This window comes from Geomonas propionica (genome assembly GCF_016458235.1).
Classification (GTDB): domain Bacteria; phylum Desulfobacterota; class Desulfuromonadia; order Geobacterales; family Geobacteraceae; genus Geomonas; species Geomonas propionica.
In genome coordinates this window covers 38,886-62,096 of sequence record NZ_JAEMHK010000003.1, presented here as the reverse complement: position 1 = coordinate 62,096, position 23,211 = coordinate 38,886, and the positions used below count along the sequence as shown (strand labels likewise).

Here is a 23,211-nt window from a genome sequence, read left to right as displayed (position 1 = left end):
TCCGCTATTCAATTTCTGTCACAGCGCATCATCTTGCCGCGTTTCATCCCTCATCACTTTGTCATAACGTTTTTTTCACTAATTGTTTCCGACCTGTAACGTAACTTTTTCGTTACTGTTGCTTGCATTTTGGAAAATATTGGATATCATCAGCCACCGTCAGAGACTTTCTGACGCAGCTATCAGGGGACCATACATGCTCACGAAGATAAACCACCTTGGGGTAGCCGTTACATCTATTGAAGAAGCACTTCCCTTCTACCGTGACACACTCGGAATGAACTTCGCCGGGATCGAAGAGGTGCCGAGTCAGCTAGTGAAGGTTGCCTTTCTTTCCATTGGAGAATCCAAGATAGAACTTCTGGAACCGACCTCTCCTGAGAGTCCCGTCGCCAAGTTCCTCGAGAAAAACGGTCCGGGCGTGCATCACGTAGCTTACGGGGTGCAGGACATCGAAGCCACCATCGCCAGGTTGGTCGCCGGAGGCACCAGGATGATCGACACCGCCCCGAGAAACGGGGCTCACGGAGCACGCATCGCATTTCTGCACCCCAAGAGCAGCAACGGCGTGCTCACCGAACTGTGTGAGGTGCACCAGGGAAGTCATTGAAATATGCGGGATCTAATATCTAATGAGTGCAGTTTTTTTCTGTTGACTTTTGTTTGAATAATTATATAGTGGCCTCAGTTTTATATAACAGTGGTTTGCTAATTGGGATTGGCTGTACTGGCTGATTTGCGCGGCCTTCTGCGCAAAAGACTAGGAGACAATATTGCTGACTCAAAACAGCCCGAGGACCATACCGAAGAGCTCTTGACCTTACGCTGCTCATTAGCAGCTGCTGACTCGAGGGCTTTTTTTTTAGTGAGACTGCACCTTCGCCGTGCGGCGAATTGACAGTACAGCAGGAACTACAATCGCGTTGTAACAAACAAACCAGGAGGTAGACGATGAGCTTTCAAAAGAAATTGCTTGCATTTGCAGCCGTCAGCGCTCTGAGCGCAGCAACCGCCGTTCCGGCAATGGCGCTGGAGAACGAGTTCCACGGTATGTTCAAATTCATGGGCTACCAGACCAACGCCCTGGCAGGCGGCGACACCAAGGACATCCTCAGGAAGGATGCGCACTCCGGCTTCTTCGCCGAGCAGCGCGCCCGCATCATGTACATCGCCAAGGCCAACGACAACTTGAAGCTGGTCACCCACTTCGAGCTCGACACCCGCTTCGGCGGCATCTCCACCGGTTACAAAGGGACCACCGGCAACGACTCGGGTAACCTCGACGCCGACGCCCTCACCCTCGAGACCAAGAACATCTACCTCGATTTCAATGAGCCCGCCACCGGCGCCAACTTCAAGGTTGGTATGCAGCCCTGGGCCGACGCCTACGGCAGCCTGTTCCTGCTGGCCGACATGACCGGCGCCATCGCCACCAAGAAAGTCGACGCCTTCACCGGCCAGCTCGGCTGGTTCCGTTTCGACGACAATACAGCCGCCAACGCCATCACCGGCCCGGGCCAGTTGACCGCCGACCTGATCGTCGCCGACGGCAAATTCGCCATCAACAAGGACATCACCGTAGGCGCCACCTACTACAACATCCAGAACGATACCGGCCTGAGCTCGGCTTCCACCACGGCCCCGACCGTGTCGATTCCGAACTACGAGCTGCTGCACATGATCGGCGTCAACGCCGACATCAACGTCGGCCCGGCCAACATCAAGCCGTTCGCCGCTTACCAGTTCGGCGATCAGAACTCGGCTAAAGACATCAGCGCCTACATGATGGGTGCAGTCGGCAAGGTCAAGGCAGGCCCGGGTGCAGTCAACTTCTCCGGCTTCTACCTCTCCGGCGACAAAGGCGGCACCAACAATAACGCCTTCCAGATCGTCACCACCGGCACCACCTACTTCAACCCGGCCAACATGTGGCTGCTGATTCGTCCGAACCAGGCGATCAATACCTCCACCTCCCTCACCGGAAATGACATGACGGTTGGCGGCCGCGGCTCCATCGGCGTCTTCGCCGGTTACGAGGGTGCCATGGGCAAGACCTTCTACAATGCCAACGCTGGCTACATGAGAACAGCAGAGGCCCGCGGCAACGAGAAGAAGTCCCTCGGCACCGAGGTTAACGCCCAGGTCGGTTACAAAATCTTTGACAATCTGAGCGCTAGCGCTGCTGTCGCATACGTCTTCCTTGGCGACGCCCTCAACGGTAAAGGCACCGACAGGATCACAACCTATGCACAGACCGCAGACGCCGACAATCCGTACCTCGTAAACCTGCAGCTGAGCTACGCATTCTAGGAGAAGTTCTGCCTCTTGTGGCAGAATGGACACTACAGAACCAGCAAGCCGGAGAGGCGACTCTCCGGCTTGTTTTTTGTCACCGCTTTGCCTGTCTCGCCTCCCCCCTTACCATTCCCCCGCAATGCTGTTCCTTATGCACCGAGCCGGGTGCCGCTTCCCTGGTAGACTGAGCCAGTGCCAGAGCCTGTCTGCAGTTTTATCGCCTCCCTGTTTGACAAGCACACGTTATGTGTTTCAATCATTGTACTTTTCTAATCAAATCTTAAAAGGAGCAAACGTATGAGAAAGATGGCAATGATGCTGGCGGCGAGCCTTTTTATGCTGTCTTCGGTCCCCGCGTTCGCCCAGACAGCGACTGACCAGAGGGACGAGTGCCTCTTGGCGTCCAAAAACTGCATGAACCAGGTCGATGACATCCAGCAGAGGATCCGCAAACTGAACAGGGAGATCGAGAAAGGGACCCGTGTCTACACCCCCCAGGAGCTGAAAAAGCTGCAGGACAAACTGAAGGAAACTGACGACATCCTGCGCAACCTTGAAAGGCCTGACAGCTAAACCGGCAACCTGCGCTTCCCAGGGACTTCCATAACAGAGAGCCAGAAAGGAGCAGACCATGAAAAGGGCGATACTGTTAGTCACGGCAGCTTTACTAATGACGACAAGCACAGGCGTCTATGCCGAGCAGACACCAGCCGAAAGAAACGAGTGCCTGCTCCTGTCCCAGAACTGCAAGGACCAGGTCGACGACATCTATACCCGGATGCAGCGCCTGTCCCGGGAGATCGACAAGGGGACCAGGGTCTATACGCCGAAGGAACTGGAACAACTACGGCAGAAACTGGTGGAAACCCAGGAATTGCTGAAGGAGATGGAAAAGCCGGGGCGCTGATACTTCCCCCCTAAGTAGATGATGAAAGAGGCGGACCAACGGTCCGCTTTTTTTATTGCCGAGAGAGTATGGAAAACTGGCCTGAAAGCGCTTCTGGCGGGGTGAAACAGTTTGACTAATGAGGGACGCTCTGCGATAATTCGGCGTCCAAAATTAACCCCAAAAGCGGAGCAATCAATGAAAAGATCCCTTGTTGCCATCCTGTTTCTCGCTGGCACGCTGCTGGCGGCCGCGGCAGCCTCAGCCTCCACCATCCGCGCCTATATCGCCGAGTTCACCGTCTCCCCCGCCGACAACGGCAACCTGAAAACCACGCTGCAGCGCCTGCTGGCGACCCGCCTGGCCGGCGACGGCGTGGTGACCGTGGACACCCCCGCCGAGGCGGACGTCATCGTGTCGGGAAGCTACACCACCCTGGGCAAGATGTTCAGCCTGGACGCCATCGCGAAAAGCGCCGGCGGCAAGCAGTTGTCCGCGGCGTTCGAGCAAGGCGAGAGCATGGACGTCCTCATTCCGGCTGTGGGCAAGATCTCCGGGAAACTGAAGGGGGACATCGTGAAGCAGTTCCCGCAGGGGGCGACCGCGCTTCCCGAGGCTGCACCCAAGGCCCCGCGTGCCGACATCGTGAGACCGGCGGCCTCCGCTGAGCTGGTTAAGGCACCCTCTTCCGAGATCGTGCGCAGCGAGGGGGCCGCGGGCTGGACCAGCCAGCGTCTTTCGGGCATCTACAGCGGCGTGGCCACCTGGGGGACCAAGGAGTTCGTGACCGCCGACGACAAGGGGATCCACCTGTACCGCCCCGGCAGCAAGCTCGACCTGGTCACCGAGGTCGCCCTCCCCGACCGCATGAAGATCCTGGCACTGGACGCCATGGGACCTGAAGCCAACGGGCGGGTGCTGGTATTTGTCACCATCATGGACCGCGAGAACATCTCCTCCAGGATCTATGCTCTGCAAAACGACACCCTGAAGCTGGTCGCCGAAGACATCCCTTACATGTTCCGCACCATCGCCCCCTACGGCGGCGCCAAGAAACTCTTCGCCCAGCAGATGGGACGCTCGGACGACTTCTACGGCGACGTGTACGAGGCGAGCATCGTCGACAAGGGTGTGAAGCTCAGCAACCCGATCAAGATGCCGCGCTTCGCCAATATCTTCAACTTCAACCTGTTCCGCGACCAGTCCGGCAAGAGCTACCTCGCCACCTTCAGCGACAGCGGCTACCTCCTGGTCTACGCCGCCGACACCGGCGAGGAGCTCTGGAGAAGCACCGACAAGTTCGGCGGCTCCGAGACCTACTTCCAGCGCAGGGACTGGGAGAACGAGAGGACCAACATGACTCCGTTCCGCACCCGGTTCCTTGACCAGCGCATCACGGTGACCGACAAGGGGGAGATCCTGGTGCCGCAGAACTCCGGCTTCTTCGTGCTGGGCAATCTGCGCTCCTATTCCAAGTACTCCGTGGTCAACTTCGCCTGGAACGGCTCCTCCCTCGAAGAGAAGTGGCGCACCAAGCAGAGCCAGAACTACCTGGCCGACTACTCCTACAACCCCGCAACCAAAGAGCTGGTCCTCCTCGAGGTGGCCCAGAAGGATACCTTCGGGGGCAAGGGTGGCAGCGTGGTGCGGTTGCTCGGCATCGAATAGCCTGAAGGCGGGGGGAATGTCTTGACTTCCCCCCGCCATACTGTTACGATTTCCCGTTTTTTGCCACCTTTTGCCGGACTGCCGGTACCCCCGGACGTTAGGACGACCCGTGACCAACCCCGCATGCATTGAAGCGCCCCTCCCCAAAGGGGTAAGCGATTTTCTCCCGGAAACTGCCGACAAGATCACCTTCATCGCCGACAGCATCCATCGAGTCTTCGAACTCTGGGGCTTCCGCCGCATGATCACCCCGCTGCTCGAGTTCGAGGACGTACTCGCCCTCGGCATGGGTGACGAACTGCGCAGCAAGACCTTCCGTTTCGACGACCGACAGACCGGGAGGCTCTTGGCCATCCCGCCCGACATCACGCCGCAGGTGGCGCGCATCGTCGCCACCAGGATGCACGCGCTCCCCCTGCCCCACCGCATCTATTATTCAGGACGCGTGCTCAGGCAGGCGCAGATGCAATCCGGCAGGAGCCGCGAGATCTTCCAGTCCGGCGTCGAGTTGATCGGCCTGAACTCGCCGGAGGCGGACGCCGAGATGGTCGCCATGGCGGTCGAGGTACTCAAGAACCTAGGCTTCACCGGCTTCAAGATCGACCTGGGCCAGGTGGACTTCTACCGCGGCATCATGGATGCCTCCGGACTCTCCCGCGAGGTGCAGTACCAGTTGCAGGATGCCATCAGCAAGAAGGAAGTCACCGCGGTGCGCTCCATCCTGGAGGCGGCCGGCGCTCCCGACCGGGTCAAGGAAGAGATCGCGCTGCTCCCGAGACTCTACGGCGGCCGCGAGGTGCTCAAGGAAGCCGCCCGCATCGCCGGCAACGAGCGCTCGCGCAAGGCCTTGGAGAACATCACCCAGGTAGTGGAGATCCTCGACATCTACGGCGTCGCCGACCACCTCACCATCGACCTAGGCGAGATCCGCGGACTGGACTACCACACCGGCATCACCTTCGAGGGATTCGTCCCCGGCATCGGCGAGGCAGTCTGCAGCGGCGGGCGCTACGACGACCTCACCGCCAAGTACGGCTACCCGGCGCACGCCACCGGGTTCGCCTTCAACATCCTGGCGCTCTTGGCCAGCATGGCCAAGCGGCCGGAGGTCGAGGCATCCAGCAGCCGCGACTTCCTGGTCTTCAACAAGAAGGACGAGCGCCGCGAGGCGCTGGAAGTGGCGCAGAAACTGAGAAGCCTCGGTTTCACCTGCGCCAGGGATATCATCAAGCGCGACTTCGAGAGTTCGCTTGAGTACGCGAAGAAGATGGACATCCGGATGCTTTTGGTGATCGGCGCCGAAGAATGCGCGGCCGACCAGCTTTACCTGGTTAGGGTCGCCGACCGTCGCGCCATCACCGTGGGCAAGCAGGAGTTGTTCGATAAAGGTCTCGATTTGAAATTCGATCTGCAAGGGGAGAATCATGGCTAACGTCGTTGTAATTGGTGCCCAATGGGGCGATGAGGGCAAAGGCAAGGTCGTCGACATCTACACGGAATACGCCGACGACGTGGTACGTTACCAGGGGGGCAACAACGCCGGCCATACGCTGGTGGTCGGGGACGAAAAGGTCATCCTGCACCTGATCCCGTCCGGCATCCTGCACGAGGGCAAGCGCTGCGTGATCGGCAACGGCGTCGTGCTCGACCCCGAAGTCTTCATCATGGAGATTACCCGCCTTAAGAGCAACGGGTACTTGAAGGATGACGGCATGCTGCTCCTCTCCGAGGCGCTGCACATCATCATGCCGTACCACAAGCGGATCGACATCGCCCGCGAGAGAAAGTCCGGCGCCAAGAAGATCGGCACCACCGGCCGCGGCATCGGCCCCGCCTACGAGGACAAGATCGGCCGCAGGGGCATCCGCCTGATGGATCTCCTGGACGAGAAGGCCTTCACCCGCAAGGTGAAAGAGGTGCTCGACGAGAAGAACCTGATCCTCACCCAACTCTTGGGCGATGAGCCGTTCACCTTCGAGGAGATCTACAACGAGTACATGGGTTACGCCGAGACGCTGAGGAAGTACGCGGCGGACACGTCGCTCCTTTTGCACAAGGACATCAAAGCGGGCAAGAGCCTGCTGTTCGAAGGCGCCCAGGGGACCCTGCTCGACGTCGACCACGGCACCTACCCGTACGTCACCTCCTCCTCCACCTGCTCCGGCGGCGCCTGCACCGGTAGCGGCGTCTCCCCGAGGGAGATCCATGAGGTGATCGGCATCTCCAAGGCCTACGCCACCCGCGTGGGTAGCGGCCCGTTCCCGACCGAGCTTTTGGACGAGACCGGCGAGGCGCTGCGCCAGGCCGGCCGCGAGTTCGGCTCCACCACCGGACGTCCGCGCCGCTGCGGCTGGTTCGACGCACTGGTGGCCCGCTACGCGGTACGCGTGAACGGCCTCTCCGGCATCGCCATCACCAAGCTCGACGTACTCACCGGCCTTGAGACCATCAAGGTCTGCACTGCCTACAAGTACAACGACCAGATCCTGGACGAGATCCCGGCGAGCCTGGAAGTGATCGAGCAATGCACCCCGGTCTACGAGGAACTCCCCGGCTGGACCGAGGACATCACCGGCGCCAAGAGCATCGCCGCACTGCCCAAGAACGCCCAGGACTACGTGAAGCGCGTCGAAGCACTCTCCGGCGCACCGGTGGTACTGGTCTCCGTGGGTCCGCGCCGCGACGAAACTATCGTACTCAGGAACCCGTTCGAGCGAGTCTGATTTTTTAATAAAAAGTGTTGACTGGCATAAATCGATTTGCTATAAGGTTGTTCTTGCTTCGCTGCACTGTTTGAGCCGCTAGCTCAGTTGGTAGAGCACCTGACTTTTAATCAGGTGGTCGTTGGTTCGATCCCAACGCGGCTCACCATGTCCCCATCGTCTAGCCCGGCCCAGGACACCGCCCTTTCACGGCGGCGACGCCGGTTCAAATCCGGCTGGGGACGCCACTCAAACACACAGCGCTTGTGCCTCGGCACAAAGCTTAAGCGAGCCGCTAGCTCAGTTGGTAGAGCACCTGACTTTTAATCAGGTGGTCGTTGGTTCGATCCCAACGCGGCTCACCATCCTTTCACTGTCGCTTGACTGGGCCTTGCGACAGCCCCCTGCCCTAACGGGACGGGATGCAACATTTTGGTCCCATCGTCTAGTGGTTAGGACACCGGCCTTTCACGTCGGTAACAGGGGTTCAAGTCCCCTTGGGATCACCACAAAAGGAAAAGGCCGCAACCCACACGGGTCGCGGCCTTTTCTCATTCCAGCGGGCCGGCTTCGGCTTTTCACTTCCTCACGGCCTCACTCAGTCGTCCTTCTTCCCCGGCCAGACCTTCATGCAGAAGGGACACTCTTGCACCTCATACGGCACCGTGTCGCGCAGCTGCTCCTGCTGGTAGGAAGCTGTGCACCCCTTGGCTACCGGATAGGTGTGGATGGTATTCTGCTTGATGAAGTAAAGCATGACCTTCCTCCTTTGCCTGCAACAGATTTCCGGTGACCGCGCCACCAATTGAAGAGTAGGGTAAAGAACCCTGTTGTCAACAGCGGCAAAGTCATTTACAAGAGTGGTGCGAACCAGATATTGTCACGCGCCGGGCGCACTGCCAGTAACGAAACGGACCCCTTTTGCTATGACATCCACTGTTGAGGCAGGAACCTACCAGCAATCAGTGTTGCGGCACCGACCGTTCCGGTTTTTCTGGCTGGCGCGGGTCTGCTCTTCGATCGCGCTGCAGATGCAGGCGGTCGCCGTGGGGTGGCAGATCTACGCCCTGACCGGTTCCGTCTTCTACCTGGGGCTGGTCGGTCTCGCCCAGTTCCTCCCCATGTTCCTGCTGACCCTGGCGGTCGGACACGTCGCCGACCGCTACGACAGAAGGCGCATCGCGGGGGCCTGCCAGGTGCTGGAAGGTCTCGCGCTGGCGCTCCTCGCCCTGGGCTCCCACGGCGGCTGGCTGGGCAAAGACGCCATCCTGGCCATCGTCTTCGCGGCTGGGGCTCTGCGCGCCTTCGAGGGGCCGACCATGCTGGCGCTGGTACCCTGGCTGGTGCCGCAACAGTTGATTCCGCGCGCCGCGGCCTGGTCCGCCTCGGCCAACCAGACCGCCAGCATCGCGGGTCCGGCCCTGGGGGGCCTTCTTTACGCCCTCGGCCCCACCACGGTCTACGCGAGCGCCGCCTTCCTCTTCTTCGCCGCGAGCCTCCTCATGTCGCGCATCCGCCTTGACCGCCCCCCCGCCCCGCGCGAGCCCGCCACGGTGCGCTCGCTCTTCGCCGGAATCTCCTTCATCAAGAGCCGCCAGGAGATCCTCGGCGCCATTTCGCTCGACCTCTTCGCTGTGCTCCTCGGGGGCGCCACCGCCCTCCTCCCCGTCTTCGCACGCGACATCCTGCATACCGGACCGCTCGGGCTCGGCCTCTTGCGTGCGTCCCCGGCCCTCGGGGCGCTCGGGGTCTCGCTGTTTCTGGCCCGCCGTCCGCTGCGGCACCGGGTCGGGCGCACCATGTTCCTGAGCGTTTTCCTGTTCGGCGTCGCCACGGTGATCTTCGGCATCTCCACCTCGTTCCCGGTTTCCATGGTCGCCCTCATGGTGCTCGGCGCGGCCGACATCGTAAGCGTGGTGATCCGCGCCTCCCTGGTCCAGATCGAGACGCCGGACGAGATGCGCGGCAGGGTGAGCGCCGTGAATTCGATGTTCATCGGCACCTCGAACCAGTTGGGCGAGTTCGAGTCCGGGGTCACCGCGGCCATCTTCGGCACCGTCCCGGCGGTGTTGATCGGCGGGGTCGGCACCATGGTGGTCGTGTTTTTGTGGATGCGGCTCTTTCCGAGGCTGCTGCAGGTGGACAAGCTGGGAGAGTGAGGCGGTTCAGGTGATGGCGCGCACCGGGCAGGCGGACAGGCAGGCAAGGCAACCATCGCAGCCGCCCCGCTTGGTCACTACGGCGTACTTCCGGAAGCCGGCCACCTCGAGGGTGATCAGCCGGTACGGACAGGCGGCAACGCAGCGACCACAGCCGGTGCAGCGAGCGGCGTCTATGTCAGGTTCTCTCGTTTTTGTCATAGCTGTATTGATCACTGTTTGTCGTCGCCGCGGCACTGACATGAAGGGCGGGGATCCCACGAGCCGGCACTGTGACTTTATGACGCAGCTCTCTATTAGCGGACGTCCAAACCGCTTGCACAGAGCCTGCATCCCGCATAGAATATCGCAATCGAACTGCAAACTACAAGACAGGAGGCATCTGCATGAAGAAGATCGGCGTAGTACTCTCCGGCTGCGGTGTGCGTGACGGAAGTGAAATTCACGAGGCGGTGCTGACCCTGCTCGCCATCGATAACAGCGGCGCCAAGGCCGTCTGCCTCGCCCCGGACATCGAACTGGACGAAGTGAACCACCTCACCATGCAGGACACCGGCGCCAAGCGCAACGTACTGGTCGAGGCGGCGCGCATCGCGCGCGGTGACATCGCCGACGTGAAGACCGCCAAGGCGGAAGAACTCGACGCCATCGTCCTGCCCGGCGGCTTCGGAGCGGCCAAGAACCTGTGCAGCTTCGGCTTCGAGGGCCCAAAGGGGAGCGTGCAGCCGGACGTTCTCAAACTGATCCGCGACATGGCGGCGGCTAAGAAACCCATCTGCGCCATCTGTATCGCCCCGGCCGTGGTCGCACTCGCCCTCGGCAAAGAACTCGCTCCCAAGCTGACCATCGGCAACGACCCCGGCACCGCGCAGGGGATCAACGGCACCGGCAGCAGCAACGTGGAGTGCCCGGCCACGGAGTGCGTGATTGACCGCGACAACCTGATCGTCTCGACCCCCGCCTACATGCTCGCCGGAAGCATCGCCGAAGCGGGTAAGGGAATCGAGAAAGCCATCAAGGCTACCCTGGAACTGATCAAGTAGCGCCTACCTTCCCATTGATGTGTTCATTAGGGCTTGAACCGCGCGCAGTTTTCACTTAAGATGCCGCTGTTTCATGAACGCTTTTTGGGGAGGGAAACAGCATATGCGCAAAATGTTACTGCTCTGCGCGGCGGCGCTGCTCATGGCGGCACCCCTGGCAGGGAACGCTTCGGCGGAAGACTTGAGAGGCAGGATCGCCGTCAGCGGCAAGATCGGGGTAAGCAACCCCGCAGAATCCGAAGTGGACACCATAAACGGCAGGATGGTGGTCTCCACCGATGCCGGCCTTACCGGCGGACTCGGCTTTCTGTTCGGCGTCGACGACAACGTTGCCGTCGAGATGGAGGTGAGCCGGACCAGATTCGACGCCTCCAGCTTCGGCGACGCCGACGTAACCGACGTCTCCATCGGGGCCCAGTATCGCTTCGCCGGACAGCAGCACGTGGTTCCCTACATCGGTGCGGGGATCGACGTACTGATCAACGACCTGGACCGGAAGTACACCAACACCACCGTGGGCGCGCACGTAAGCGGCGGCGTGGACTTCTTCATGAACCGCCAGGTGGCCCTGAACCTCGAGATGAAGGGTGTCGAGGCCTTCAAGGCGGATGTCGACGGCCCCAACGGGACCGGCAAGTTCGATCCCTCAGCCCTCTCCTTCACGGTCGGCGCGAGGTTCTTCTTCAACTAGGTATCAAAAACGGCGGTGGGGATCTCCCTGCCGCCGTCTCTTTTCCCGCTTTTTACTCCCCCAGCGCCTTCCGGTACTCCCGCTGCAACCTCCCGGCATCCCCTCCGTCGATGAAATCCCAGGGGAGGAGTTCCTCAAGGGCAATCTCCCGGTTCACCAGCGCCTCTGCGTCAAATTCCTGCTCCCGCAGCGCTTCCTTCCAGTTCCCCAGCCGGTCCGCAGCCACCAACAGCTCCGCCAGCCTGCGGTCGCCGCGCGACAAGAGCGCCTGCTGGAAGGCCTCGCGCGGGCTCTCCATCTGCAGCTTCAGGTTGGCAAGCCGCCCCAGCTCCTTTTGCAGGAACTTCCATTTCTTCTCCAGCGACTTGACCGGTTCCATGGCGCACCACTGAAAGGGGGTGAAGGGCTTGGGGATGAATGGGTTCACGGAAAGCTGGATCTCGCCCAGGCGCCGGTTATCCTTGGCCGCTGCCAGCACCCGCTCCCGGATCTTCTTCACCAGCGCCACCAGTTCATCCAGGTCCTCCCCCGTCTCGGTGGGGAGCCCGATGATGAAGTACAGCTTCAGGTTCAGGATGTCGTGGCTCACCAGCATGTCGCAGGCGGCAAGTATCTGTTCCTCGTTGATCCCCTTCTTGACCAGGTCCCGCAACCGCTGCGAGCCTCCCTCGGGCGCCAGCGCCACCGACTTCTGGCCGCTGGCCTTGAGGGCCTCGATCATGCGCCCGTCCAGGTGGTCGATGCGGAAGGAGGAGACTGAAAACTTACCTCCGGCCGCAACGATGTCGCAGCAGAGATCGCCGATGCCCGCGTAGTCGGAAACGGCGGCCGCCACCAACCCCACCTTCCTTCCCTGGGCCACCCCCTTGAGGACCTCGCTGCGCACCAGTTCGGGGGAGCGGGTCCGGTAGGGGAGATAGATGAACCCGGCGGCGCAGAAGCGGCAGGCGCGCGGGCAGCCGCGCGAGATCTCGACCAGGTGCATCCCGGAGAACTCGGTGGCGTCGGTGTGGATCTCGGTGACGGTGGGACGACTTTCGGGATCCGGGTCCCAGACGCGCCGCACCTTGGCGGGTGCGCCGGGAGCGGGGCGCAAGGCAAGCTGGCACGGCCCGTCATACTCCGGCTGGTAGAGCGACGGGACGTAGATCCCGGGAAGCTGCGCCGCCTCGAGGAGCAGTTCCTCGCGCGACGGCGCCCCCTGCTTCAAAAGCTCCAGCAAGGGTGGCAGGGTCGGCTCGGCCTCGCCGATGCAGACCAGGTCCAGGAACGGTGCGACCGGCTCGGGGTTCAGAAAGAGCGCGGCGCCCCCGGCCAGGACCAGCGGCTGCAAGCGGGACCGTTTGGCGGCGTAAGGCTCGATGCCGGCCAGCCGGAAGATGGCCGGCAGATTAAGGTAGTCGCTTTCAAAGGAGATGGAAAAGGCGATCAGGTCAAAGGAGGAAAGGGGACGCTGGCTCTCCAGCGACAGGAGGGTACCCCGCGTCCTCTGCAGTTCCTCCAGTTCGTCCCGGTCCGGCAGGTAGGCGCGGTCGCAGCTGACCTCCGGGTGCGCGTTCACCATGGCATGCACAGCCTGAAAGCCGAGGTTGCTCATAGCGGAGTGGTAGCGGTTGGGGTAGACCAGGCAGCAAGAAAGCCGGCCGCCGCTTTTGCCGCGCCCGGGGCCGCTCTCGCCGGCCAGCAGCGTTCGTTTTCTCTCTATGATCTTCCACGACATTGCGCCAAGGTAGCATCTTTGGCCGCCCCTGTGGAACAAAAAAACACCACCCTTGACAGCCATTCCGACAACTGTACACTAGGGTGCGTGCCAAACATTACAGTCTTGTAATTATCCCACGCCAATCATGTCGCAGCGCACACAAGCCAGCCCCGGACAGCACCCAAGCAGGTGCGCTCTCACGCCGATAGAGCCGGCTCCCCGTGCCCCCTGATTCAGGAGGAATATATGACCGATTACACCGATACCATCAGGTCGTTCATAGAAAACGAGATGGCGGGCCCTGGCTCTAAAGTTACCATCTCCCCTTCCGACTCCCTCATAGACAAGGGGATCGTAGACTCCCTCGGGGTGCAGAGACTGATCGCGTACCTGGAGAAGGAATTCGGAGTGCAGATTGCGGACACCGAGATAGTGCCAGAGCATTTCGAGACCATATCGGCCGTGGCGGAGTTCATCAACTTCAAACTTACCGCCAAGGGATAACGGCGCACAAGCGTTGGGGGAAGCGATGCTTCAGTACTGCAAGATGCGACTGGTGCAGGCCCGCGAGTTGCTCCTCATCGCCGGGTGGCGCGGCCTGATGCGGGACATCTTCTACCTGAACCGTGTGGCGGTGCCTGTGGAGATCGCACTCGACGCGCTGCGCCCGGTCACCGACTTCACCCGCCCTGCCGACGAAGCCGTGCTGGAACTGAACGGGGAGCTCCTCGAAGCAGGGCGCCTGGTGTACCGGTTCCAAAGCAGGTACCTGAAGGCGCGCACCTACCTGGGCAAGGGGTACCGCGGCTTTGCCCTGGTGAAGGGAAACACGGTGGTGGGAGACATCTGGTGCGCCGACAGCCGGCCGGGCCCGGGCGCCGACAACCATCCCGATGAAGCATGGCTGGGCATCCAGTCCCGCGCCGGGGAGGCCTACACCTTCGACATGTTCGTCGACCCGGCCCATCGCGGGGGGAACGTGGCCGCCGCGCTGCAAAACGGCTCCCTGCACCTGCTCAAGAAGAGGGGCGTCACCAAGGCCTACGGCTTCTTCTGGGCAGACAACGTCCCGGCGCTCTGGGTGCACCGGACCCTGCGCTGGCGGGAACTGAAGCGTGTCAGGGCGACGCGCCTGCTGCTGACCAAGAAGCTGCACGTAACCGAGCACAGCGCGAGCTAGGGCCGCTACGCTCAAAGGAGCCGACATGAACAGCAAAGAAATCCCCATGGTTCCCAACAGGAAGGCCTCGCTCCCCCGGGTGTACGGCGACACCCCCTCCTTCCTCGGTGTGCCGGTGCTCGATCCCCGCAACCTCCAGGGCGGCTGCGACGTCATCGTGGCCGGCGTTCCCTGGGAGGGGACGGTGACGTGGGGCTCCTTCAGCAGTTGCGAACTCGCTCCGCGCAGCATCAGGCACGCCTCGGCGCGCTACGGCGGCTTCCTCCCCGAGTACGAGATCGACCTGTTCGACCACCTGCAGTTGGGGGACATGGGCGACGTCCCGGTCAACCCGAACGACCCGGCAGAGACCATGGCCAACGTGCACAAGGCGATGTTGCAGGTGTACCGCAGCCACAGCATCCCCTTCGTCCTGGGAGGGGACCATTCATTCACCCCCGAAATCGTCAGGGCGCTCGCGGAGGCCGGTGAAGGGGACATCGGCATCATCCATTTCGATGCCCATCTCGACAACGCCAAGTCCTTCGGGGCCGACCTGTTCCCGCGCTGCGGCCCGTTGCACCGGATCTCGCAGCTCCCCCATGTGCGCAAAGAAAGCATCGTGCACATGGGTATCAGGGGGCCGCGCAACTCGCCCGCCCAGTACGAGTACGCCCGCAGCATGGGTGCGCGCATCTTCACCACCAAGGAGATCCGGGAACGCGGGATGGTGGCGGTGACCCAGGATGCGATCTCCGTCGCCCACGAGAAGACCAAACATGTCTTCGTCACCATCTGCAGCGACTGTGTCGACGCCGGCTACAACCCGGGCGGACCCGCCGACTTCAATGGGCTGTTGCCCAACGAGCTGCTGCCCGCGCTGCAGACTATCGGGCGCTCCGGTATCGACGGGCTCGACTTCGTCGAGGTCTACCCCGGGCAGGACCCGCACGGGTACTCCTCGCACCTGGCGGCATGGGCCATGATCTACGCACTATCAGGGATGGCGCAGCGCAAGAAGGACCAGGGCTGACGGTCTGGTCAGGGGAGCGACATGCACAGGGACCTCCGGGATTTCTTGCATTTTTCCAGACCGTACCGGCTGTTCCAGCGCGTGGCCAGCCTGAGCCACGACCTGCTGGACCAGGATCATGACCTGTCGCCGCAGGCCCGGGAGGCGCTGGAAAAGCTGAACCGGGACCGGGTCGCCTGCCAGCTCGGCATAGCCGCCCTAGATCTCCCCTCGTATGCCCGTTGCGATAGATGCCAGGGCGCCTGCTGCCGGGAGTCCGCCGAGAACTACTTCACCGCCATCGATTACTGGCTGCGCCGCCACACAGACAGCAGGGTTTCGGGGTACGCCGGGCAGGCCGCCCCCCCGTTGGCGGCGTACCTGTGCATGCGCCTGGGCGCGGCATGGCGGCGCTTCGAGCCGGAACGCACCATCGTGCCGGCAGCACGGCCTCCCGCTGCACACTGCGCCCACCTCGGCCCGCGGGGATGCCTCCTGCCCCATGCGGAACGTCCTCTGAAATGCCTGATCTATGCCTGCTCCGGTCTGAAGGGATCGCTGGACGAGCAGGCCCGCAGTCGCTATGTGGCGGCGATACACGAACTGCAACAGGTTTCCATCGGCACCTTCAACGTGCTGAAGCGAGAGGCGGGGCTTCCCCCCCACTACGGACTTGCCTCTCTCTTCTTCACCTTGTAAGGTCGAAGCGGCGGCGAGGCGCACATGGACGCGACCACCTTCACCACGGAGCAGGAAAACTTCAAGCAGATGGCCATCGAGTTTGCCCGCCGCGACCTGAACCAGGGGGCCAAGGAGCGGGAGAAGCGCGGGGAATTCTTCCACGAGGGATGGCGCAAATGCGCCGAGTTCGGTATCCCGGGCATCACCATGCCCGAGGAGTACGGGGGGCTCGGCCTGGACACCATGACCGCCGTCGCCACCATGGAAGGGCTCGGCTACGCCTGCCACGACAGCGGCCTCATCTTCTCACTCAACTCCCACATCTGGACCTGCGAATCACCCATCAACCGCTTCGGCACGCCGCAGCAAAGGGAGCGTTACCTCCCCCGGCTCGTCTCCGGAGAGCTCAAAGGGGGGCACGCCATGACCGAGCCGGAGGCGGGCTCGGACGCTTTCAGCATGCGCTGCCGTGCCGAAAAGCGCGGTGACCGCTACCTCTTGAACGGCTCCAAGACCTTCATCACCAACGCCCCCATCGCCGATCTCCTGCTCGTCTTCGCCGTCACCGATCCGAGCAAGGGGTTCGCCGGCGTCTCCGCGTTCATCGTCGAAAAAGGCACGCCGGGCTTTTCGGTGGGGCGGCCACTGGAGATGATGGGGCTCAGGACCTGCCCCTTGGGCGAGGTCTTCCTGGAGGAGTGCGAGGTGCCCGAGGAAAACCGGCTCGGCGCGGAGGGAAGCGGCGCCGCCATCTTCAACTCCGAGATGGAGTGGGAGAGGAGCTGCCTGTTCGCGGCGCACCTGGGGGCGATGGACAAGATCCTTGAGGAGTGCGTGGCGTACGCCCGGCAACGGCGCCAGTTCGGCCAGCCGATCGGCAAGTGCCAGTCGGTCTCGCACAAGATCGCCGACATGAAGGTGCGTATCGAGCTCTCCCGCCTCATGCTGCACCGGGTTGCCGGCTTGAAGAGCGCGGGGCGCCGCGCCCCGTTGGAATCGGCCATGGCCAAGCTCTTCATCAGCGAGAGCTACGTGCAAAACGCGACCGACGCCCTGCAGATACACGGCGCCTACGGCTACAGCACCGAGTTCGACTTCGAGCGCAACCTGCGCGACGCCATCGCCGGCAAAATCTACTCCGGCACGTCCGAGATCCAGCGCAACATCATCGCCAGCTTCCTGGGGCTTTAGGGGGAGAAAGGAGGACGCCATGTACCTGCTGCAGCAGCTTTTGACGCAAAGTGCGGCCAGGTTTCCGGAACGGCAGGCGGTGCTGATCAAGGACCGGACGGTCTCCTACCGGGAACTGGAGCACACCAGCAACGGGCTGGCGGCCCTTTTGGCCGGCCACGGCGTCAAACGCGGCGACCGGGTCGGCATCCTCCTGAACAAATCGATCGAATGCATCGTAGCGGTCTTCGCCATCCTCAAGGCCGGTGCGGTCTATGTGCCGCTCGACCCCGCTTCTCCCACGCCGCGGCTGTGCTCCATCATCAACCATTGCGGCATACGGCTCGTCGTCGCCTCGGCGGAACACCTGGAACGGATACTCATGGAAGGGGGTGAGGGGCTGAAGCTGGAGCAGGCGGTGGTGACGACGCCCTGCAGCGCGCCGCCCAAGGTCGAACTGATCGCCTGGGAAACCCTGGAAGCGCACCCCTTCCCGCCACTCTCCCCGCAGGTCTGCGGCGCCTCCCCCGCCTACATCCTGCACACCTCCGGTTCCACCGGCTCCCCCAAGGGAGTGGTCATCTCTCACCTGAACGCCCTCACCTTCATCGATATGGCCACGGAGTTCTTCGCCATCGGCGCGGGAGATCGTCTCGCCAACCATGCGCCGCTGCACTTCGACCTCTCTATCTTCGACATCTTCTGCGCCATCAAGGGGGGGGCGACGTTGGTGCTGGTGCCGGAGGCGCTCTCCGCCTTTCCGGTGCGCCTGGCCGAGTTCCTCGCTCGCGAGGAGATCACGGTATGGAACTCGGTGGCGTCGGTGCTGACCAAGCTGGCCGACCAAGGCGCCCTGGAGCGGCTCACGCTCCCCAGGCTGCGCCTGGTCCATTTCTCGGGCGACCTCATGCCGGTCAAATACCTGAAGGTCCTCAAGCGCTTCATGCCCACCGCCGCCTTCTACAACGTCTACGGCCAGACCGAGGCCAACTCCTCCCTCTTTTTCCGGGTGCCCGAGCAGCTGCCGCAGGAGGCCTGGAAGATACCGATCGGGACCCCCTTCCCGAACTTCGAGGTCTTCGCCGTCGACGAGGAGGGGGAGGTGGTGACCGAGCCCGAGCGCGAGGGGGAATTGCACGTGTTGAGCACTACCGTGGCCCTTGGCTACTGGAACGATCCCGTGCGCACGGCGACCCAGTTCAGCCCCGACCCCCGCAACCCCGCCAGCCACGCCAGGGTCTACCGCACCGGCGACCTGGTGCGCCTGGACGGCGACGGCAATTTCGTCTTCTCCGGACGCAAGGACCACATGGTGAAGAGCAAGGGCTTCCGCGTGGAGCTGGACGAGATCGAGGTGGTCCTGAACAGCCACCCGGGGATCAGGCAGGCGGCGGTGATCGCCATCCCCGACGAGCTCACCGGCAGCCGCATCGTGGCCTACGTCTCCCACGCCGAAGGCGCCGCCGTGGAAGCGGCGGAACTGCTCGACCTGTGCGGCGCGCACCTCCCCAAGTACATGATTCCGGAGCGAATCATCTGCCGTCCGGCGCTTCCGGTCACCTCGAACAGCAAGATCGACCGCAAGGCCCTGGAGCGCGAGTTCACGCCCTGCCCCCTCCCCAAACCGACTCATCCCCCCCCCACCACCCGTATACGGGAAACCACAACTAATGAAAGTTCAATTAGTTGTTTTCACAGCATAAATCTGCTATGGTTCGGCGGCTTTAAACAAATGTTCCGAAGGAGCGGAAATGGTACTCAAAGACATGGAGGACATTCGCCAGAAGGCGGATTGTCTGAGGTCGGAGCAGGAAGTCGAGGAGGCGCTGTCACGCATGGCGCGGGAAATCGCGGAACGCCTGGCGGGGACCGACCCGGTCGCGTTCTGCATCATGAACGGCGGGCTGTTCGTGACCGGCAAACTGGTGGACAAGCTCCCCTTTGCCCTCGAACTGGATTACCTCCACGCGACACGTTACGGCGCGGAGATGTTCGGTGGCAACCTGCTTTGGAAGGTGAAGCCGGAACGCTCCCTGAAGGGACGCACGGTGCTCTTGATCGACGACATCCTCGACGAGGGGGTGACACTGGCCGAGATCACCAAGTTCTGCCTGGAGGAGGGGGCCGCCGCGGTCTACACCGCCGTCCTGGTGGACAAGATCCACGACCGGAAGGCACCCGGTGCCAAGGCCGACTTCGTCGGGATGGAGGTTGAAGACCGCTTCCTGTTCGGCTGCGGCATGGACATAGCAGGATACTGGCGCAATTTACCCGCACTCTACGCAATGAAGGAGCAAAACTAGCAATGACCTCCCGTATAGCCACGTACTTCCAGTTCCAACGCTACGGCACCAGCATGAAGCGCGAGATCATCGGCGGTCTCACCACCTTCCTCACCATGGCGTACATCATCATCGTCAACCCGGCCATCCTCGAAAACGCCGGTATCCCGCGCGGCCCCTCCACCACAGCCACCATCATCGCCGCCGTGTTCGGCACCGTACTGATGGCCTTTTTCGCCAACCGCCCCTTCGCCATCGCCCCCTACATGAGCGAGAACGCCTTCATCGCCTTCGTCGTGGTCAAGGTGATGGGTTATTCCTGGCAGACCGCGCTGGCCGCCGTCTTCTTCGCCGGGGTCATCTTCACCCTGCTCACCCTGTTCAAGATACGGAGCTGGCTCGCCGAGTCCATCCCGCTGTCGCTTAAGTGCGCCTTCGCCACCGGCATCGGCCTGTTCCTCACCTTCATCGGCCTGAACGAGACAGGCATCGTCGTGCTGGGCGTCCCGGGCGCCCCGGTCAAGCTGGGCGACCTGTCCCATCCCTCCGTGCTCCTGGCCGTCTTCGGCCTGCTCTTCACCGTGGTGCTCATCTCCCGCAAGGTGCTCGGCTCCATGATGATCGGCATCGTGGTTACCACCATCGCCTCCATCATCCTCAAGGTGACCCCGCTGCCGCAATCCTTCGTCAGCATGCCGCCGGACATCACCCCCATCCTGTTCAAAATCGATTTCGCCGGCGCGCTCAACCCGAGCTTCTTCCCGATCATCCTGACCATCTTCATCATGGCCTTCCTGGATACCGTGGGCACCCTGCTCGGCCTCTCCATGCGCGCCGACCTCCTGGATGAAAACGGCAACCTCCCCGAGATCGAGAAGCCGATGCTGGCCGACGCCCTCGCCACCGTGGCCGCGCCGCTGCTCGGCACCACCACCACCGGCGCCTATATCGAATCCGCGGCAGGCATCGAGGAAGGGGGGCGCACCGGCTTCACCGCCCTGGTCACCGCCCTGTTCTTCCTGCTGGCGCTCTTCTTCGCGCCGCTGTTCACCATCGTCCCGGCGCATGCCTACGGTATCGCCCTGATCGTGATCGGCTCCTACATGATCAGCCCGCTGGCAAAGATCGATTTTGACGACTTCACCGAGCTCATCCCCGCCTTCCTGACCGTGGTGCTGATGATCTTCACCTACAACATCGGCGTCGGCATGACCGCCGGCTTCATCGCCTACCCGCTCATGAAGGGGGCCACCGGCCGCATCAAGGAAATGAAAGGGGGCATGTGGGTGCTGGCACTGCTGTCGCTCTCCTACTTCCTGTTCGGCGCGAAGTAGCTCCCGCCCGTTTCGCCGTTTGTCGGCAAGCCGCTGCCCCACCATGAGGGCAGCGGCTTTTTTTGTAGCTCCCCCCCCAAGCCAAGCCTCCAGCCTCCAGCCATGTCCGCTCTCCAGCTCCCATGACTCCCATCATTCCCGTCGCCATCACCGCCGCCCCTCCGCAAATTTCGCTAAAGCCCCCTCCCGCCCCGCCGATAAATTGAAAACTAATGTCAAAGGCGGGCAGAGATGCCGCCACAATGCGCCGCCAGTCGCGCCTGGCGCGGGAGTAGAGGCTGGAGAACCCCGTGCGAAGGAAGGAACAACCATGTTTCAGAATCTAAGAATCCGCACCAAGCTGTTGCTGATGATCGCCGTCCCGGTGCTCGGTATGGTGGTGTTTTCGGTTTACAACGCGAACAGAGACTATGCGGTCCTGCAGGGGCTGGTCCAGACCCAGAAGCTGACCGCACTGGCGGTCCAGGTGGGTGAGCTGTCGCACCAGATCCAGAAGGAGCGAGGCTACACCTCCGGCTACCTCAACGCCAAGGGTGGCAAATTCAAGGAGGAACTCGCCGGCCAGCGCGCCAAGGTGGACCAGCAGATCGAGGCGGTGGCCGGGTTCCTCGAGAAGAACCAGGGATCGGTGGCGGTGGTGAAGGCAAGCCTGGACGCGGCGTCAGGCGCGATCGCGAAGCTCAAGGAGACCCGCGTCAGGATCGACACGCTCCAGGAGACCGGCGCGCAGGCCTACACCTTCTACACCGGCTTGATCAACTCGTACATGGATGTCGTGGCAGCAGTTGCCACCACCAGCGGTAAGCGCGAGGTGATGCGCCAGGCGACCGCCTACTACAGCTTCGTGAAAGCCAAGGAGGAGACAGGGAAGGAGCGGGCCGCCTTGAACGCGGTGCTCGCAGCCGACAACCTCGACCAGGAGAAGCTGCAGCGGACCATGACTATCCTGGCTGCCCAGCAGGACTACCTCGACATGTTCCGCAAGTTCGCCTCTCCACAGGCGGTCGCGGCCTACGAGGAGAAAGCGAAGGCGCCTGTATTCGGCAAGGTCGAGGAGATTAGGGGTGCCGTGCTGTCCAAGGGGCTTTCCGGCCACTTCGGCATCCCTGCCGAGACCTGGTTCCCGGTGATCACCGAGAAGATCGACACCATGAAACAGGTCGAGGATGTCCTTACCGAAGAAATCCTGGCCACCGCCGGACGACTGGCCCACGACGCGCGTCTAACCCTTATTCTGAGCCTGGTGTTGGCAGGCGCGGCGAGCCTCGGCACCTGCCTCCTCGGCGTCATCATCTCATTGGGTATCACCCGGCCGCTCTCCCGGATGCTCGGCATGCTCAAGGACATCGCCGAAGGGGAGGGAGACCTGACCAGGCGACTCGAAGTGGGGCGCAAGGACGAACTGGGCGAGGTAAGCACCTGGTTCAACCGTTTCATCGACAACGTCCATGGCATCGTCTCCCAGCTCTCCCGAAACACCAGCCAGCTTTCCGTCTCCTGCCAGCAGCTGAGCGCAACGGCGGTACAGATCGCCACCGCCGCGGAGGAGGTCGCCGCTCAGTCCGGAACGGTCGCGACGGCCAGCGAAGAAATGAGCGCCACCTCCAACGATATCTCGAGCAACTGCTCCCAGGCCGCCGAGTCATCCAACCGCGCCAGCGACACCGCCCGCGGCGGCGCCCAAGTGGTGCAGCAGACCCTGGTCGGCATGCAGAAGATCGCCGAACGGGTGAGAGAATCGGCACAGACCGTCCAAAACCTCGGCACCCGCTCGGACGAGATCGGCGCCATCGTCGGGACCATCGAGGACATCGCCGACCAGACGAACCTCCTGGCCCTCAACGCGGCGATAGAAGCGGCCCGCGCCGGCGAGCAGGGACGCGGCTTCGCCGTGGTGGCGGACGAGGTCCGCGCGCTCGCCGAACGTACCACCCGGGCGACCAAAGAGATCGGTGCCATGATCAAGGCGATCCAGAACGACACAAGCGGTGCGGTGGGGAGCATGAAGCTCGGGGTGCAGGAGGTGGAATCGGGCATGGAAAGCTCGCGCCGCTCCGGCGAGGCGCTGGGCGACATCATGAATGCCATCAACGAACTCACCTCCCAAATCCACCAGATCGCGACCGCGGCGGAACAGCAGACGGCGGTGACCGGCGAAATCACCGCCAACATCGGCACCATAACCGACGTGGTCTCGGAAACTGCGGGAGGCGCGCACGAGACTGCCAAGGCCGCGACGCACATGTCGGGGCTCGCCGCGGAGCTGCAACAGATCGTGGGGCGGTTCAAACTGGCATAGCCCCCTGTCACCCAAAGGCGCAAACCATCGTGGCGCACCGCACGCTTGAGCAATGCAAATGCGGGCAAGATTGAGCTTCCGCTCCGCAGTAAAAAACGACCCGCGAGCCTCCTCTTTCTATGGGGAGG

Annotated in this window: 21 protein-coding genes, 4 tRNA genes and 1 pseudogene; 23 read left to right on the top strand and 3 right to left on the bottom strand. The window is 62.4% G+C overall.

Annotated elements, in window-relative coordinates; all coding sequences use genetic code 11:
- The first annotated feature begins 196 nt into the window (after positions 1–196).
- From mce to JFN90_RS04900, 11 genes are all read left to right on the top strand, one after another.
- On the top strand, positions 197–610 hold the full coding sequence (mce, locus tag JFN90_RS04950; RefSeq protein WP_199393997.1) for a methylmalonyl-CoA epimerase: 414 nt from the start codon (positions 197–199) through the stop codon (positions 608–610).
- 341 nt (positions 611–951) lie between these two features.
- Positions 952–2,310: a porin gene (locus JFN90_RS04945; RefSeq protein WP_199393996.1), complete on the top strand. Its 1,359-nt coding sequence runs from the start codon at positions 952–954 to the stop codon at positions 2,308–2,310.
- Positions 2,311–2,592: 282 nt separating this feature from the next.
- Positions 2,593–2,868 carry a hypothetical protein gene (locus JFN90_RS04940; RefSeq protein ID WP_199393995.1) on the top strand — a complete coding sequence of 92 codons (276 nt, stop codon included), beginning with the start codon at positions 2,593–2,595 and terminating at the stop codon, positions 2,866–2,868.
- A 97-nt stretch (positions 2,869–2,965) separates the two neighbouring features.
- Positions 2,966–3,202 (top strand): hypothetical protein, encoded by a 237-nt coding sequence (locus tag JFN90_RS04935; protein ID WP_236018881.1) that lies wholly within the window; start codon positions 2,966–2,968, stop codon positions 3,200–3,202.
- A gap of 177 nt (positions 3,203–3,379) precedes the next feature.
- Positions 3,380–4,849, top strand: a complete 1,470-nt coding sequence (locus tag JFN90_RS04930) for a hypothetical protein (RefSeq protein ID WP_199393993.1) — start codon at positions 3,380–3,382, stop codon at positions 4,847–4,849.
- Positions 4,850–4,958: 109 nt separating this feature from the next.
- A complete protein-coding gene (locus JFN90_RS04925) occupies positions 4,959–6,281 on the top strand; it encodes an ATP phosphoribosyltransferase regulatory subunit (RefSeq protein ID WP_199393992.1) in 1,323 nt (440 codons plus the stop codon).
- Positions 6,274–7,572 (top strand): adenylosuccinate synthase, encoded by a 1,299-nt coding sequence (locus JFN90_RS04920; protein WP_199393991.1) that lies wholly within the window; start codon positions 6,274–6,276, stop codon positions 7,570–7,572. The genes JFN90_RS04925 and JFN90_RS04920 overlap by 8 nt, the downstream gene beginning before the upstream one ends.
- A gap of 72 nt (positions 7,573–7,644) precedes the next feature.
- Positions 7,645–7,720: transfer RNA gene (locus tag JFN90_RS04915), tRNA-Lys, on the top strand.
- A 1-nt stretch (position 7,721) separates the two neighbouring features.
- A tRNA-Glu gene (locus JFN90_RS04910) sits at positions 7,722–7,799 on the top strand.
- Between the two features lie 41 nt (positions 7,800–7,840).
- A tRNA-Lys gene (locus JFN90_RS04905) sits at positions 7,841–7,916 on the top strand.
- Between the two features lie 69 nt (positions 7,917–7,985).
- Positions 7,986–8,060: transfer RNA gene (locus JFN90_RS04900), tRNA-Glu, on the top strand.
- Positions 8,061–8,149: 89 nt separating this feature from the next.
- Here JFN90_RS04900 and JFN90_RS04895 read toward each other — a convergent pair.
- Complete coding sequence (locus JFN90_RS04895) at positions 8,150–8,308, bottom strand: hypothetical protein (protein WP_199393990.1); 159 nt, start codon at positions 8,306–8,308, stop codon at positions 8,150–8,152.
- Between the two features lie 169 nt (positions 8,309–8,477).
- Here JFN90_RS04895 and JFN90_RS04890 point away from each other — a divergent pair, with 169 nt between their 5' ends.
- Positions 8,478–9,710 carry an MFS transporter gene (locus JFN90_RS04890; protein WP_236018880.1) on the top strand — a complete coding sequence of 411 codons (1,233 nt, stop codon included), beginning with the start codon at positions 8,478–8,480 and terminating at the stop codon, positions 9,708–9,710.
- Between the two features lie 6 nt (positions 9,711–9,716).
- Here the strand turns inward: JFN90_RS04890 and JFN90_RS04885 are convergent, their stop codons facing one another.
- On the bottom strand, positions 9,717–9,911 hold the full coding sequence (locus tag JFN90_RS04885) for a 4Fe-4S dicluster domain-containing protein (protein WP_199393989.1): 195 nt from the start codon (positions 9,909–9,911) through the stop codon (positions 9,717–9,719).
- A 185-nt stretch (positions 9,912–10,096) separates the two neighbouring features.
- Here JFN90_RS04885 and elbB point away from each other — a divergent pair, with 185 nt between their 5' ends.
- Both elbB and JFN90_RS04875 read left to right on the top strand, forming a co-directional pair.
- Positions 10,097–10,753, top strand: a complete 657-nt coding sequence (gene elbB / locus JFN90_RS04880; protein WP_199393988.1) for an isoprenoid biosynthesis glyoxalase ElbB — start codon at positions 10,097–10,099, stop codon at positions 10,751–10,753.
- A gap of 103 nt (positions 10,754–10,856) precedes the next feature.
- Positions 10,857–11,444 carry an outer membrane beta-barrel protein gene (locus JFN90_RS04875; RefSeq protein ID WP_199393987.1) on the top strand — a complete coding sequence of 196 codons (588 nt, stop codon included), beginning with the start codon at positions 10,857–10,859 and terminating at the stop codon, positions 11,442–11,444.
- A 52-nt stretch (positions 11,445–11,496) separates the two neighbouring features.
- Here the strand turns inward: JFN90_RS04875 and JFN90_RS04870 are convergent, their stop codons facing one another.
- A complete protein-coding gene (locus tag JFN90_RS04870; RefSeq protein ID WP_199393986.1) occupies positions 11,497–13,164 on the bottom strand; it encodes a radical SAM protein in 1,668 nt (555 codons plus the stop codon).
- 228 nt (positions 13,165–13,392) lie between these two features.
- On the opposite strand from JFN90_RS04870, the gene JFN90_RS04865 reads away from it, so the two are divergent.
- From JFN90_RS04865 to JFN90_RS04825, 9 genes and pseudogenes are all read left to right on the top strand, one after another.
- Positions 13,393–13,650: an acyl carrier protein gene (locus JFN90_RS04865; RefSeq protein WP_199393985.1), complete on the top strand. Its 258-nt coding sequence runs from the start codon at positions 13,393–13,395 to the stop codon at positions 13,648–13,650.
- Positions 13,651–13,675: 25 nt separating this feature from the next.
- Positions 13,676–14,326 (top strand): GNAT family N-acetyltransferase, encoded by a 651-nt coding sequence (locus JFN90_RS04860; RefSeq protein ID WP_199393984.1) that lies wholly within the window; start codon positions 13,676–13,678, stop codon positions 14,324–14,326.
- A gap of 25 nt (positions 14,327–14,351) precedes the next feature.
- On the top strand, positions 14,352–15,338 hold the full coding sequence (locus JFN90_RS04855; protein WP_199393983.1) for an agmatinase family protein: 987 nt from the start codon (positions 14,352–14,354) through the stop codon (positions 15,336–15,338).
- 21 nt (positions 15,339–15,359) lie between these two features.
- Positions 15,360–16,016 (top strand): hypothetical protein, encoded by a 657-nt coding sequence (locus JFN90_RS04850; RefSeq protein WP_199393982.1) that lies wholly within the window; start codon positions 15,360–15,362, stop codon positions 16,014–16,016.
- 24 nt (positions 16,017–16,040) lie between these two features.
- Positions 16,041–17,189 carry an acyl-CoA dehydrogenase family protein gene (locus JFN90_RS04845; protein WP_199393981.1) on the top strand — a complete coding sequence of 383 codons (1,149 nt, stop codon included), beginning with the start codon at positions 16,041–16,043 and terminating at the stop codon, positions 17,187–17,189.
- Between the two features lie 19 nt (positions 17,190–17,208).
- A pseudogene (locus JFN90_RS04840) lies at positions 17,209–18,729 on the top strand (amino acid adenylation domain-containing protein); the annotation flags it as partial.
- Between the two features lie 190 nt (positions 18,730–18,919).
- Positions 18,920–19,471 carry a hypoxanthine-guanine phosphoribosyltransferase gene (locus JFN90_RS04835; RefSeq protein ID WP_199394290.1) on the top strand — a complete coding sequence of 184 codons (552 nt, stop codon included), beginning with the start codon at positions 18,920–18,922 and terminating at the stop codon, positions 19,469–19,471.
- A 2-nt stretch (positions 19,472–19,473) separates the two neighbouring features.
- Positions 19,474–20,784: an NCS2 family permease gene (locus tag JFN90_RS04830; protein WP_199393980.1), complete on the top strand. Its 1,311-nt coding sequence runs from the start codon at positions 19,474–19,476 to the stop codon at positions 20,782–20,784.
- Between the two features lie 310 nt (positions 20,785–21,094).
- Positions 21,095–23,083, top strand: coding sequence for a methyl-accepting chemotaxis protein (locus JFN90_RS04825; RefSeq protein WP_199393979.1), 1,989 nt, complete (start codon positions 21,095–21,097; stop codon positions 23,081–23,083).
- Positions 23,084–23,211: the final 128 nt, after the last annotated feature.